The organism is Corynebacterium sp. HMSC071F07 (genome assembly GCF_001810285.1).
GTDB lineage: Bacteria > Actinomycetota > Actinomycetes > Mycobacteriales > Mycobacteriaceae > Corynebacterium > Corynebacterium simulans.
Genome location: NZ_KV800675.1, coordinates 107,282 through 121,321, shown reverse-complemented (window position 1 = coordinate 121,321; position 14,040 = coordinate 107,282). Strand labels below are relative to the sequence as shown.

Genomic DNA, 14,040 nt, shown 5'->3' with positions numbered 1-14,040 from the left:
TTTGGGGTAAATCTTTTCTGCCCGCAGAAGCCGCTGGGTGAAGACTCGATGGCGGCGGTGCGCGCTATGGCGGAATCAGAAGGCGTGGAGGTTCCTAGCGTCGACTATTCCAACGGATGGGAGGACAAGCTCCAGCTAGCGCTAGATGGCGGCGCGGCGGTGCTGTGGTCCATGTTCGGTACCTTTAGTCTTGGCGAGATTGACCGTATCCACGCTGCGGGAGCGGAGGCTTGGACCACGGTTACCTCGCCGGAAGAAGCTATCGCTGCTGCCAAAGTTGGGGTAGACGCGTTGTGTGTGCAGGGGCCTGAGGCCGGCGGGCACCGCGGGGTCTGGGATGCTGAAGCGGAGCCGGATTGGCGCCCGCTGCCGGAGCTGGTGGCGGCAGTTTACGCCGCGCTTGGCGACGCCCCTTTACCTCTGATTGCCGCAGGTGGACTGCGTACATCCGAAGACGTCGCCCGAGCCCTTTCATGGCCAGGCGTTGAAGCGGTCAGCTGTGGTTCGGCCTTCTTGCTGGCTGAGGAGGCTGGAACCAGCGCCTTTAATCGCGAGCTTCTTGCAAGCGGCGGCAAGAGTGTATCTACTCGTGCGTTTTCCGGCCGCTTTGCCCGCGGGCTGGAAACTGAGTTCACTCGGGCCCACCCAAAAATGCCCCCGATGTACCCCTTCTTGAATCCGATTTTGAAACCACGCCGCCAAGAACAGGATGCTGCAGTGGCCTATTGCCTGGTGGGGGAGCAGGTGGAGAAAATAAACGGGGGTAGTGTGGCGGAAATCCTGTGGCGTCTATGCCAAAACGGGCAACACTAGGCGTTAATATTTACGGTTGAATGTTGGTTTACCCCCCCATGACGAGTAAAGGAAAAGAACACGTGACTGCGAACGCACAGGTTGGACACGCTGACTGGAACGAGCGCCTTGAGCTTGCTCAGGAAATGATCCCGCTGATCCACCAACTGCACCGCACCAACAACGTTGTTGCCACCATCTACGGCCGCAACTTGAATGGCGTAACGGACATCGACATCATGAAGGCGCACCGCTACGCACGCCGTATTGCAAAGCGCGAACTTTCCACCGCAGAGACCCTTCCTATCCTGAAGGAACTGTGCGACATGAACCTGGGCTCTGCCTCCATCGACCTGGGCCGCCTGGCTTCTGGCTACTCTGAGTCTGACGCCAACAACCTGCGCGACTACCTGGAGCAGGAACTCTGCGACCTGGTTGGCGCTGCTGTTGATAAGGAATGCACCGACGTTGTGCTCTACGGCTTTGGCCGCATCGGCCGACTGCTGGCCCGCATCCTGATCGCTCGTGAGGCTGCATACGGCGGCGTCCGTCTGCGTGCCATCGTTGCCCGCAAGAAGGGCGACGGCGATATCTTCAAGCGTGCCTCCTTGCTGCGCCGCGACTCCGTTCATGGTGCTTTCAACGGCACCATCGCTGTGGATGAAGAAAACGACGTTATCTGGGCAAACGGCACCAAGATTCAGATGATCTACGCCAACGACCCGGCTGATATCGACTACACCGCTTACGGCATCAACAATGCCATCCTGGTTGATAACACCGGCGTATGGCGTGACCGCGCTGGCCTGGAGCAGCACCTGCAGTCCAAGGGCATCGACCGCGTGCTGCTGACCGCACCGGGCAAGGGCGATCTGAAGAACATCGTCTACGGCATCAACGATGACACCATCGAGGATTCTGACAAGATCCTGTCTGCCGCATCCTGCACCACCAACGGCATCACCCCTGTTCTTAAGGTCATCAATGATCGTTACGGCGTTGTCCACGGCCACGTGGAGACCGCTCACTCCTTTACCAATGACCAGAACCTGATTGATAACTTCCACAAGGGTGACCGTCGTGGCCGCGCAGCTGGTCTCAACATGGTTCTCACCGAGACCGGTGCTGCGAAGGCAGTCTCCAAGGCTGTTCCGGAGTTTGAGGGCAAGCTGACCGGTAACGCTATCCGCGTTCCTACCCCGGACGTTTCCATGGCAGTGCTGAACCTGGAGCTGGAGAAGGAAGTCGAGCGCGACGAGGTCAACAACTTCCTGCGCAACGTTTCCCTGCACTCTGACCTGCGCCAGCAGATTTCTTACATTGCTTCTCCGGAGGTTGTCTCCTCTGACTTCGTCGGCTCCACCCACGCCGGCATTGTCGACGGCCTGGCAACCATCGCTTCCGGCAAGCACCTGGTTCTCTATGTCTGGTACGACAACGAGTTCGGCTACTCCAACCAGGTAATTCGCATCGTCGAGGACATCGCAGGCGCACGTCCTCGCGTATTCCCGGCTCGCGTTGAGGCACACGAGCTCTAAGCCTTTTCGCGCAGATTAAGCGCTACCCACCCCTGGGGCCACATTTTCGGTGTGGCTCCAGGGGTCTTTGTTTAGGCAGGCATGGGATCGGGTTGTAGTGCTAGGGCGCACGTACCCCTGAGTGGGTTGTTCGACTACGTGTATCCACGGCTGAGTTTTAGGATGTTTCGATGTGAAATCTAAACCCAGGCATTCGCAACCACACCGTGCCCAAAGCGCTGAAATAGCTGAAAATGCTGGTAGCAATCAATCTCCTGCGTCTCGGTGGATAAACGCCGGGCAATGGCTGATCGGTACGCCTTGGGGAAGGCTTGTCATTATTATTGCGTTGTGCGCGGCGCTGGCACCATCAGTATTACGAGGTTTTCACCTCCGGTATTACATCGATCTTGATGTCTACGCTGCAGGCGGTCGCGCGGTGCTGACAGGCCAGTCGCTCTACGACGACGGCTTCGATGTGCGTGGGGCGCATTTGCCTTTTACATATCCGCCGTTGGCCGCAATGCTTTTTGCCCCGTTGTCGCTTCTGCCGCACTCGGTCGCAGCGGTTATCATGCTCGCAGTATCAACCGCGGCGCTCTGGTGGTGCATTCACCGTATCGTGGACATGCTGGGGCTTGCTGAGTATCTCGGTGGCAGCAAAGGGTGGCTGAGCACCGGGCTGCTTGCGTTGGCCTTGGTGACAGAACCCGTGCGGCAGACCCTCATGTTTGGCCAGATCAACATCGTGCTGATGTTTCTCGTGCTCGCCGATGTCTTTGGTCGCCGCAGTCTCCGTGGGTGGGGCGTGGGACTTGCGGCGGCCATCAAGCTTACTCCTGCGGTCTTTGGCCTGTATTTCCTTATCACCCGGCAATTTAAGGCTGCGGCGATGTCCGTAGCGACCGGAATTGCAGCGACGCTGTTGGCGGCACTCGTCTTGCCGGCCGACTCCCGCGAATACTGGACGCATACCTTGGGCGATCCGACCCGGATCGGTGGAATCGATTACGTGGGCAATCAATCTCTCCGCGGCGTCGTTGAGCGTGCCCTCGGGCCAGGGGAGGGCCACGGCCTGTGGGTTGGCGCGTCGCTGGTGGCCTTCTGCGTCATCGCGGTGACCATGTGGCGGCACCGCGGTGACATGGTGGTGCTGCTAGGACTCAACTCGCTTGTAGCTCTTCTTATCTCCCCGGTGAGCTGGTCGCACCACTGGGTCTGGCTGCCGGTGCTGCTTCTCCCTCAGCTCGCGCGTTGGGCCCGCGGTGGGGTGCCGGGCGCTACGTCCGTGGCGATCGCGACGATGCTGCTTACCTTCATTGGGCCGCACTGGTTCGTGGATGGTTTGGATACCACGCAGTGGTGGGCGTCGGTATGCGCAGCAGACTTCGTCCTCATCGCAGTGGCATATCTTGTGCTTGCCGTGCGCGCCCCGCGGCCGCGGGTTAATTCTTAGCGGGCGGGATAGCGGTTGCCGGGGATGACTACTTGTCTGACTTGTGCTTCTTAGCCTTCTTTTTCTTCTTGCCCTTGTGAGCGGCAACTTTGTCGCGCTCAAGTTCGGCGGCCACATCGGGGACGTAGGCGAACTCATCGCGCGGCGGGCGCTGGTATTCCTCGCCGCTTTCAGCTGGGCGCTCCGGAATCTCCGGAACCACCTGCTCGACGTGCTGATACGGAACCGTCTTTAGGATGTGGTTGATGACGTTGATACGAGAGCGTTTTTTGTCTTCAGATTCAACGGTGTACCACGGAGCGTTCGGGGTATCGGTGTGGACGAACATCTCGTCCTTTGCACGGGAGTAGTCCTCCCAGCGGGTGATGGACTGCAGATCCATGGGAGAGAGCTTCCAGCGACGCAGCGGATCGTTGCGGCGGGACTTAAAGCGCGCGATCTGCTCTTCGTCAGAGACGGAGAACCAGTACTTCAGCAGAATAATGCCGTCTTCAACGAGCATGTTTTCGAGCTGGGGCGCCTGGTGCAAGAAGCGGACGTATTCCTGTTGGGAGCAAAAGCCCATGACTCGCTCGACGCCGGCGCGGTTATACCAGGAGCGGTCAAAAATGACTATTTCGCCCGCGGTCGGAAGCTTTTCGATGTAGCGCTGGAAGTACCACTGGCCGGCCTCACGGTCGTTGGGCTTAGGCAGAGCTTCGATGCGGCAGGTGCGGGGGTTGAGGTACTGGGTGATGCGCTTGATAGCAGAGCCCTTACCTGCAGCGTCGCGACCTTCCATGATAATGACGATGCGGGCACCGGTTTCTACAACCCACTGCTGCATCTCGACGAGTTCGGCCTGCAGGCGCTTGAGTTCTTCCTCGTAAGCTTCCTTATCGAGCTTGGCAGGGGCGGTTTTGGATTTCTTGCTCATGCATTTAACTTTAGCCCGCTAGCTGCGAAGATAGGTAATAAATCCAGGACAATTATGCACAAGCATAGTAATTAACCACACGTGCACTCCGGCCCGCATCCAGAAGGCGCTTCGCCGTAGTGCGTGGTGTTTTCGATAGCGCCCAAGCCTTCGACCTCAATGCGGACGGTTTGGCCGTCCTGAATAAAGGCCTGTGGCTGACGCGCAAATCCCACGCCCTCGGGCGTGCCGGTCACGATGACATCGCCGGGGTTAAGCGGGTACAGCTTTGAGCAGAACGCGATGAGCTCCGCGACGGAGAAAATCAGGTCATCGGTGTTATCCGCTTGGCGCACCTCGCCATCAACGGTGGTGGTAATGCGCGCGTTGCCGCCAGGCGCCCACTCATCAGAAGTGGTTAGCCATGGACCGAATCCAGCAGTGCGGTAGAAAGATTTGCCGGCATGGAATTGAGTGGTACGCCGCTGGAAATCCCGCAGCGTGTAGTCATTCATCACGGCGTAGCCTGCGGCGTGTTCGAGCGCTTCTGCCATCGCAACATTGTGCGCACGAGAGCCGATAACCACGGCGAGTTCGCCCTCATAGTCGAGCTTGCTCGTGGCCCAGTCGGGGACATAGATATCGTCGTAGGGGCCGGTGAGCGCCTCCGGAAACTTAACGAACAAGGTAGGCTGCTCAGGCAGTTCACGCCCCATCTCACGCGCATGTTTGGCGTAATTGACGCCCACGCAGATAATCTTCGACGGCGTCGGGATGACGGGCGCTAAGTCCTGCTCGCGAAAAGCAATCGGCTCGCCAGAAAGTTGCGCGGACTTGCACCAATCCTCGGCCTGCAGGAGCTGGCCGACGTCGTCAAAGTCGAGCTCCACGCCCACGCCGGGGCCGTCGATGCGGATCGCAGTGGTGCCAAACTGAGTTCGCAAGGTGGCAAGTTTCATGTCGGAAATTTTACGCGGAGTTGCAGGCAGCTTGGCGCACAAGCCAGGGAGAAGTTTTAAGGCATGCGAATCTGGCCCGTGGGCGGGCTAGACAACTTGCTTCGCGAGCTAAGTAGCGTGTTCTGAGAAATTGCTCAGCTCTTCGTCGAGGTAGTTGCGTTCTTCTTCCAACCAATCTGGCAGCGGCGAGTTAAGCGGCGGCGGAGATTTATCCGTCCAAGGGGGGATGTACCAGCCGCTGGGCGGAACCCAATAGACTGTGCCATGCCGCTCTAGCCATCCGCGTCCACCGGCGGTCTCGTCGTCATTGACGGCATTGTGATACTGGCAGGCCATGGTGAGGTTTTCCGCGGATGTTTCGCCGCCATGGCGCCAGGCCTTTAGATGGTGGACTTGGCAATCGTTCGCGCCCTTTTTGCAGCCGAGCCAGGCACAGCGCGGGTTTTCCGCAGTAGCCATAAGCCGCTGCTTGGTGGAGGCAAAACGCGAGACGCGGTGCAGGTTCACAGGCCCATGCACAGGATGCATGAGTACGTGGAAGCCGTGATCAAGGATGTTCCGGGTAGCCAGTTCAGTCGAGGAGATGAGCGCGCCATTGCTCAATTGGAACCAGACTTCGTGGCCTTCCAAGGCCCGCGCGTAGTTTTCCATTTTTGTCACCAACATGACAGAAATTGCTGGCTGACTAGGGTTTCCTTCGCCGAACCAGCGTTGCTTTAGCCCTGCGAGTGCAGATTCAGCGCTGCTGCAGTCAAGGCTGTCGCGCATATCGGTGAGGTCGGCGGAGGGGCCGCAAATAGTCAGGGTAGCTTGGCCATCGGGATGCTGGGCAAGCCGTATTCCAGGCTTGCGTTCGCGGCGAGATGAGCGCGCAGCAACCAACTCGCGGGCCTTCTTCTCGACGTCCCTCGTATCACCGGCCGTGGCCAAAGCCGTATGGCGCACGCGCCACCGTTCGGCCTCCGTGCGCAACTTGCGGGCCTGCTTTTCCACGGCAAGGAGCGTAGTAAGGGAGTGAGCACGCCCGCGTTCCATGGTTTCACGACGCAAGCGCTGAAAAGAGTTACCGGGCGCGAAGGGCTCAGCGAGGGCTGCAAGGTCTATTGCCAGAGCATCGGGCACCCCGAGACTAGCGATTTCACTCGCTGTCTTGCCCACGGCTTCTTCGACAATATCCATGCCCCGACTTAACGTGCTGGCCAGTTCCCCCAAAACTGTCATAGCCCAGACCCTAAAGCAGCTTATGCCACGCCGCAACTGGAGCGGCGTCGGCAAGCGCAGCTAACTCGCGGACGCGATGCGGGTGATTTCTTGCGCTGCGTCTGCGCAGATGATGGGGATGTCCGCTTGCTCTTTCTTTGCCCACGGTTTAAGCACGAAGCTTGCGGGATCCATTCGACCAGGTGGGCGTCCGATGCCTATGGAAAGCCGCTGATAATCCTTGGTACCCAGAGACTTGGTGGTGGAGCGCAGGCCATTGTGCCCGTGGTCGCCACCACCGACGCGGTGCTTGACGACGCCGAATTCCAGCTCCAGCTCATCATGGACCACGATGAGGTTTGTAGGGGATAGCGAAAAGTACTGGAGGAGTGCCTTGATAGGGCCACCAGAGAGGTTCATGAAAGAACGCGGCTTGGCAAGGAATAACTTGGTCGAGCCAAAGCGAACTTCGGCAACTTCGGTGTTGGTCTTCTTATGCACTGAAAAGCTGGTGAAGTTGTCGTTAGCTAATTCATCGACAACATCGAAACCGATGTTGTGGCGGGTTCCGGCATATTTGGGGCCCGGGTTGCCCAGGCCGACGACGAGATAATCAGTCACTAAGCCATTGTCTCATGCCGGTGCGAAAGAGCGGCTCTTGGCGTGAAAACGGGCAAACGCCCGCGCCAGCCACGATGGCCAGTGCGGGCGAATGCGCGTAAAAGAGCGAGAAACTCTGAATTACTCTGCGGATTCTTCCTCTGCGGATTCAGCGCCAGCCTCAGCGCCGCCTTCCTCAGCAGCCTCAGCGGCTGCCTCGAGCTCTTCGTCAACCTCAGGCAGGGAGATGGAAGCGATGACGGTCTCTGCATCTGCAACCAGGGTGGTGTTTTCTGGCAGGGTGATGTCGCCAGCGGTGACGACAGCGCCGTCCTCGAGGCCCTCGATGGAAACGGAGATCTCCTCTGGGATGTTCAGAACGTCTGCCTCAACGAGGAGGACGTCAGCATCCTGAACGGACATGGTGCCCGGTGCGCTCTCGCCCTCGAGAACAACCGGAACCTCAACCTCAACCTTCTCGCCGCGCTTGATGGAAAGCAGGTCGACGTGGTCGATGTCCAGGGTCAGAACGTTCTGGTCAACGTGCTTGACCATGACGAGGTGCTGCTCACCCTCGAGCTCGAGCTCGAAAACAGCGTTGACGCCGTGTGCGCGAACCAGTGCGGTCAGCTCGAGACGGTCAACAGCGAAGTGCAGAACGTCAACGCCGTGGCCGTAGACAACGCCTGGGACCTTGCCAGCAACGCGCAGGCGGCGAGCGAAGCCCTTGCCGAACTCGTTACGTACTTCTGCCTTCAATACTGGGCGGGTGTTTGCCATAGTAAAACTCCTAGTGTCAAAGATTGGTGCGGCGAGACTTTAGCGAGTTCGAAAAACGGCGAAAGCCTGCCGATGGTCGTCTTGGTCGAGTCATCGCAGGCTTAAAACGTGTGAAATAACTTCTAATCGCGTCGATAACGGCTTTCCAATTCTGGGCAGCCCTCGCCGAGACAGCGAGAATACTAACACGCAGCGCCGAGAGCAGGCAAGTTACTTCTGCTCTTCTTCGCCGACAACTCCCTAGCCTTCGTCAGCTTCGTAGTCCTCGGCCGAAAAGTCATTGGAATCATCGGCCTCGCTAAGCGCGCTGCCTGCCACCTTAGCGAGGCTATCGACGCTATTCCACCAGCTCTTCATGGAGATAAGCTCATGCAGGCTGTCCAATTGTGCAGGCGGAAATACCTTAAGATGTAACAAGCAGAACAACAACACAAGGAACCTCCACCTGGATCAATTCAGGTGGAGGTTCCTTGTGTTCTGTTTAGGAGAGTAGCTTGTATCCGCTCTTGTCTTTGAATTCCCCTGTGGCGATCATAATGAGATCCACGATGGTTCCCACTAAGAAGAGTCCTCCTGTGAAGAGCCAGAGCAGACCAGTTCCGATCTTTCCTACATATATGCGGTGAAGACCAGCCACAAGGAAGAGACCAAGGACGCACAGCACAGCTGCGACACCTTTGCTGTATTTGCTTTCCCCGGAGAAATAGTTCGCATTGTAGGTCATATCATTATGTCCTTTCATTGTGGTGCGGTATCCGTTGCCAACGTGCAAGTCGTAGCACAGGTTCATGATGGCTGCATCTTATGTGGCGTCTAGCGCAAGGCAGGGAAAACCCAAGGAAAGTGCCTCGTCAAGCCTCCGAGTAAATATTAGTCAAGTTCATTTCTGTTTTTTGGGGGGAAATGAAAAGACCGCCCAGCCGTGTGCTGGACGGTCCTTTTACGTGCTGCTTTTTAAGCGCTTAGTTTGACTCGAAGAGCGTGGTTACGGAGCCGTTTTCGAAAATCTCGTGGATGGTACGAGCCAGCAGCGGAGCAATCGAAAGAACGGTCAGGTTGGACCAGCCCTCGGTGGACTGCGGAAGGGTATCGGTGGTGATGACTTCCTCAGCGCCGCACTCGGACAGGCGCTCACGTGCCGGATCGGAGAAGACGCCGTGGGTACAAGCGATGACGACGGACTTCGCGCCTGCTTCCTTCAGCACACGAACTGCGCCAGCGATGGTTCCGCCGGTATCGATCATGTCATCCAGAAGGATGCAGTCCTTGCCCTCGACCTCACCGACAACGCGGTTGGAGACGGTCTCGTTTGCAACCTCGGTGGAACGAGTCTTGTGAACGAAGGACAGTGGGGCGTCGCCTAGCTCATGTGCCCATTTCTCAGCGACCTTGACGCGGCCAGCATCCGGGGAGACCACTGCGAGGTTGTCCAAGGGATACTTGGACTTGATGTAGTCAACCAGAATCGGCATTGCGTGCATGTGATCGACCGGGCCGTCGAAGAAGCCCTGGATCTGGTCAGTGTGCAGGTCAACAGAAACGATGCGGTCAGCGCCAGCAGCCTGTAGTAGATCTGCAACCAGGCGAGCGGAGATCGGCTCGCGGCCGCGGTGCTTCTTATCCTGACGTGCGTATGGGTAGAACGGCAGGATAGCGGTGATGCGCTTGGCAGAGCCGCGCTTGAGCGCATCGATCATGATGAGCTGCTCCATCAGCCACTTGTTCAGCGGCTGGCTGTGGGACTGCATAACGAAGCAGTCGGCACCACGGACAGACTCTTCGAAGCGGATGAAGATCTCACCGTTTGCAAAGTCACGAGCGGTGGTTGGAACGAGGTCCGTCTTCAGTTCCTTGGCAACAGCTTCAGCCAATTCTGGGTGTGCACGCCCAGAAAAGAGCTTCATATTCTTGCTGCTGCCGGTTACCTTGCCAGTCATGGGCGGTAATTCCCCTTACTTGTTGTTGTCCTGTGCGCGGGCGGCAGCTTCTGCTGCCGGAGTGCCCGGACGCTTCTTTTGAACCCAGCCTTCGATGTTGCGCTGCTTGCCACCGGAGACTACGAGTGCTCCCGCAGGAACATCTTCCTTGATAACTGTACCCGCCCCGGAATAAGCGCCGTCACCGACATTGACTGGTGCGATAAACATCGTGTCAGATCCGGTGCGCACATGGCTGCCGATTACGGTGTGATGCTTGTTAACACCGTCGTAGTTGACGAATACGGAAGAAGCGCCGATGTTGGATTCCTCGCCCACGGTGGCGTCGCCGATGTAGGTCAGGTGCGGCACCTTGGACCCGCGCCCGATCTGGGCATTCTTCGCCTCGACGAAGCCGCCGAGCTTGCCGCCTTCGCCGAGCTCGGTCTTCGGGCGGATGAAGGTAAACGGGCCGACGTTGGCGTTAGCGCCAATCACAGACTCGGAACCGTGGGTGCGGATGACCTTGGCGCCCTCGCCGACCTGCATATCGGTCAGGGTGGTGTCCGGGCCGATTTCCGTGCCATCAGCGATGTGAGTCTTGCCCCACAGCTGGGTGCCCGGGTGGATGAGAACGTCGCAGCCAATGGTGACGTCAACGCCAATCCAGGTGGTGGCAGGGTCGACGATGGTGGCACCGCCGCGCATGGCGGCTTCCACCGTGCGGCGGTTGAGCTCGCGTCCAGCTGCGGCGAGCTGGACGCGGTCATTGACGCCTGCCAGCTCGCCGGCGTCGGCAGCAATGTGCGCGCCGACGTTGTGGCCTGCGGTGCGGGCGATCTCCAAAACGTCAGTGATGTAGAGCTCGCCCTGGGCGTTGTTGGAATCGAGCTTGGTTAGGGCGTCGCGCAGAATTGCGCCGTCGAAAGCGAATACGCCGGAGTTGACCTCGTTGATGGAAAGCTGCTCGCTTGCTGCATCCTTCTGCTCAACGATGGCTTCGACATTGCCGTCTGCGCCGCGGACGATGCGGCCATAACCGGTTGGGTCAGCAAGCTGCATCGACAGAACCGTCACGGCGTTGCCGGCGGTAACGTGGGCGTCGAAAAGCCCGCGGATGGTCTCAGTGCGAAGAAGGGGGACGTCACCGTTGGTGACGATGACGGTGCCATCGAAGTCGGGGAGTGGCTCGAGACCGCACTGCACTGCGTGGCCGGTGCCGTTTTGTTCTTCCTGCACTGCCTGGGAGACCTCGGTTCCCAGTTCTGCGGCGATGGCCTCAATGGCAGGAGAGACCTGCTCGCGCTGGTGGCCGACGACGGCGACGAGGTGCTCCGGGTGCATACCAGCCGCAGCATGCAGCGCGTGCCCGATGAGCGGGCGGCCGCCGATTTCGTGCAAAGTCTTTTGCTTTGCGGATTTCATTCGGGTGCCAGCGCCCGCTGCTAGAACAACAATGGCGCACTTAGTTGTATCAGCCACGAGTTTCTTCGTTCTCCTGTCGTCGAGTCTTATTTAGGGAGTAATGTCCCACATCTTAACGCCCCACGTAATTATTGGGGGATAAAGCGCACCCCAGTTCGGCGCTGGTTTGCTACGAACTAGGCAGAGACCTCACGCAGCATCCTGGCGCGCCAAGCTCCGATGAAGCCGAGTGCAGCCAAGAAAAGCAGGGCAGCGGTAGGCCCGGCAAGGGAAATGACTGCGGAGATTGCGCCTACAACAAGCAAGATTGCGCCCATCATCGTGTTGGCCGCACCGACATAAAAGGTGCGTTTATCGCCACCTGCCATGTCCACGATGTAAGTCTTACGCGCGACGCGGATGCCCGTGTGCGCGAGGTTGACCAAAAAGAACCCCAGCGGCAAAGCCCAAGCACAAACCCAGGTTGGCGCCCAATGAGCACAAGCGACCACGAGCATTAGGGTCAGCGATGCCGCAACCGACGCCCACGACATCACCAATCGGGAAGAGCGATCCGACCAGATGCCGGAAATTTTTCCACCCACCAGGTTGGCAAGGCCAGAAGCAAGCACGAAGCCCGCGAGTCCGCTGAGCACCGTGGTGCCGCTTTGATGGGAAAGCGTGACGATGAAGGTGGTTGATAGCGCAGTCACTAGCAAAAGGGCGCGCACGTTAACAAAGCGGCGGAAATCTTCGTCGGAGGTATATAGCTTCCAGGTATCGCTCCACCAGTGAGGGCCCTCGGATGCATTCTTTTTGGCGGCCGCGGTTTCTGCTTCATCCGGAACGGGCTCATCGATGGAGGAGAATATCGCTGCCGCAACGAACCAACTCAGCGCACCACCACCGAGAACTGCGGCAAGCCCCAGCGGCGGAAGCTGGCCCAAGAACGCGAGCACAAGGCCAACGAGTAGGGTTACCGCGCCCGATGCTTGAGCAGCAAGCCCCGTCACCTCACCGCGGCTGCCTTTAGAAATGGTCCGGCCTTGGACGTCTTTTCCCGTCAGCGAGCACAAAGCGCGGAAAACAGAAAGCACGGCAAGCGCAGCGATGGTTATCGTGCCGAGAACCCAACCTTCAAATACCGCTGCGGCACCTGCAATCACGAGGGCGCTAATGCCTTGAACGACCGAGCCCCACACCCATAGCTTCTTGCGGGTCGGACGGGAAGTTACCCACGGGGTCAGTGCGGCCTGCGGGAGCATGGAGCCAGACTCTCGGATAGGCACCAGTAGTGCGGTAAAAAAGTGCGGGACGCCCAGCTGTGCAAAGAGCCAGGGCAGGACGGTCTTTCCGGAGACTAATTGGTCACCGATGCCTTGTAGGGCGTTTGAGGATGCGAAAAGGCGGGCGGGACGAGCTTCTTGGTCTGGGATCGGCATAAATCAAGCGTATGTGATAAATACCTGAATTGGCCGAAATAGGTTTGGCTTAGTAGCCAACTAAAATACTCTGGTATTTATGGGTTTTACGCGTCGTGTCTTTTTCAAAGGTGCTCTGTTTACTGCTTCTGCCGCTGCGGCGGGTGCGGCCATCACGGCTTGTGCCAATACGAAGAATAAGGATCAGCCGGCCCCGGTGGGCTATGACGCGGCGCCGCGGCCCCTTCCTATTCCGCCACTTTTAGAAGGTGAGATGGATGGCGGTACAAGGGTCTTCAAGCTCACCGCCCAAGACGGCCATTCGGAGGTTATCTCGGGCAATAACAACACCCGCACTTGGGGATTCAACGGCGCCTTCTTAGGGCCCACGCTGCGGGCGCACAAAGGTGAAAAGGTCCGCGCGGAAATCACCAATAACCTGGTCGAAATGACCACCGTGCACTGGCATGGAATGAAGCTTCCGGCCTATTCCGATGGTGGACCACACTCGCCGATTGAGGTGGGCAAGACCTGGAAGCCACAGTGGGAGATTTCCCAACCCGCCGCCACCGTCTGGTATCACCCGCACCCGCACATGGCCACGGCAACCCATGCATACCGCGGACTTGCTGGCATGTTTATCTTGGACGACGACGTATCGGATAAGCTCGACATTCCTTCTGAGTACGGCGTGGATGACATTCCGGTGGTCATTATGGATGCGAAGTTCACTGAGGACGGCCAGTTTGATCACCAGGTTGACGGCACTCTCGGTCTCATGGGCACTACTCCTGTGGTTAACGGCATCACGAATGCAGCTTTCACCGCCACCACGCGCCGGGTTCGACTCCGTTTGCTCAACGGCGCTTCGATGCGTTTCTACACGCTGGCCCTGGATAACGGGACGCCGTTTAACGTCATCGCTACTGACTCCGGGCTTCTCGACGCCCCCGTTGAGGTCGACGAACTCCTCATCGGGCCAGGCGAGCGCATCGAGGTCCTCGTGGACTTGGAGCCCGGCAAGGACGTGGTGTTGCAGTCGGTGCCGCGCAAGGACAACTTCAGCATCCCCGAAGATGAGTACTCTGCGGACTTTGGCT

Annotated in this window: 13 protein-coding genes; 4 read left to right on the top strand and 9 right to left on the bottom strand. The window is 58.5% G+C overall.

Going from position 1 to position 14,040, the window contains the following annotated elements; genetic code table 11:
- From HMPREF2724_RS00765 to HMPREF2724_RS00755, 3 genes are all read left to right on the top strand, one after another.
- A partial coding sequence (locus HMPREF2724_RS00765; protein WP_070586718.1) for a nitronate monooxygenase occupies positions 1–813 on the top strand: 813 nt, incomplete at its 5' end.
- 38 nt (positions 814–851) lie between these two features.
- The gene (locus tag HMPREF2724_RS00760; protein ID WP_167599039.1) at positions 852–2,330 is read left to right on the top strand and encodes a glyceraldehyde-3-phosphate dehydrogenase; all 1,479 of its coding nucleotides are present in this window, start codon (positions 852–854) and stop codon (positions 2,328–2,330) included.
- A 418-nt stretch (positions 2,331–2,748) separates the two neighbouring features.
- Positions 2,749–3,765, top strand: coding sequence for a glycosyltransferase 87 family protein (locus HMPREF2724_RS00755; RefSeq protein ID WP_062041456.1), 1,017 nt, complete (start codon positions 2,749–2,751; stop codon positions 3,763–3,765).
- Between the two features lie 28 nt (positions 3,766–3,793).
- On the opposite strand, the gene ppk2 is transcribed toward HMPREF2724_RS00755, so the two are convergent.
- The 9 genes from ppk2 to HMPREF2724_RS00705 all read right to left on the bottom strand — a co-directional run bounded on the left by ppk2 (position 3,794) and on the right by HMPREF2724_RS00705 (position 12,961).
- Positions 3,794–4,681 (bottom strand): polyphosphate kinase 2, encoded by an 888-nt coding sequence (gene ppk2 / locus HMPREF2724_RS00750; RefSeq protein WP_070586716.1) that lies wholly within the window; start codon positions 4,679–4,681, stop codon positions 3,794–3,796.
- Positions 4,682–4,752: 71 nt separating this feature from the next.
- Positions 4,753–5,619: a fumarylacetoacetate hydrolase family protein gene (locus tag HMPREF2724_RS00745; protein WP_070455993.1), complete on the bottom strand. Its 867-nt coding sequence runs from the start codon at positions 5,617–5,619 to the stop codon at positions 4,753–4,755.
- Positions 5,620–5,727: 108 nt separating this feature from the next.
- Entirely contained in the window at positions 5,728–6,798 is a 1,071-nt protein-coding gene (locus tag HMPREF2724_RS00740) for an HNH endonuclease signature motif containing protein (RefSeq protein WP_070586714.1), read from the bottom strand.
- A gap of 102 nt (positions 6,799–6,900) precedes the next feature.
- The gene (gene pth / locus HMPREF2724_RS00735; RefSeq protein WP_070455994.1) at positions 6,901–7,440 is read right to left on the bottom strand and encodes an aminoacyl-tRNA hydrolase; all 540 of its coding nucleotides are present in this window, start codon (positions 7,438–7,440) and stop codon (positions 6,901–6,903) included.
- Positions 7,441–7,560: 120 nt separating this feature from the next.
- On the bottom strand, positions 7,561–8,199 hold the full coding sequence (locus HMPREF2724_RS00730; protein WP_062041442.1) for a 50S ribosomal protein L25/general stress protein Ctc: 639 nt from the start codon (positions 8,197–8,199) through the stop codon (positions 7,561–7,563).
- Between the two features lie 481 nt (positions 8,200–8,680).
- A complete protein-coding gene (locus HMPREF2724_RS00720) occupies positions 8,681–8,923 on the bottom strand; it encodes a TM2 domain-containing protein (RefSeq protein ID WP_062035542.1) in 243 nt (80 codons plus the stop codon).
- A 238-nt stretch (positions 8,924–9,161) separates the two neighbouring features.
- Complete coding sequence (locus HMPREF2724_RS00715; protein WP_061921434.1) at positions 9,162–10,136, bottom strand: ribose-phosphate diphosphokinase; 975 nt, start codon at positions 10,134–10,136, stop codon at positions 9,162–9,164.
- Between the two features lie 15 nt (positions 10,137–10,151).
- Complete coding sequence (gene glmU / locus HMPREF2724_RS00710) at positions 10,152–11,597, bottom strand: bifunctional UDP-N-acetylglucosamine diphosphorylase/glucosamine-1-phosphate N-acetyltransferase GlmU (protein ID WP_061921437.1); 1,446 nt, start codon at positions 11,595–11,597, stop codon at positions 10,152–10,154.
- Positions 11,598–11,716: 119 nt separating this feature from the next.
- Positions 11,717–12,961: an MFS transporter gene (locus HMPREF2724_RS00705; RefSeq protein WP_061921440.1), complete on the bottom strand. Its 1,245-nt coding sequence runs from the start codon at positions 12,959–12,961 to the stop codon at positions 11,717–11,719.
- Positions 12,962–13,040: 79 nt separating this feature from the next.
- Between HMPREF2724_RS00705 and HMPREF2724_RS00700 the strand changes: the two genes are divergently transcribed.
- Positions 13,041–14,040: multicopper oxidase family protein (locus tag HMPREF2724_RS00700; RefSeq protein WP_168164861.1), on the top strand; the 1,000-nt coding region annotated here is incomplete at its 3' end.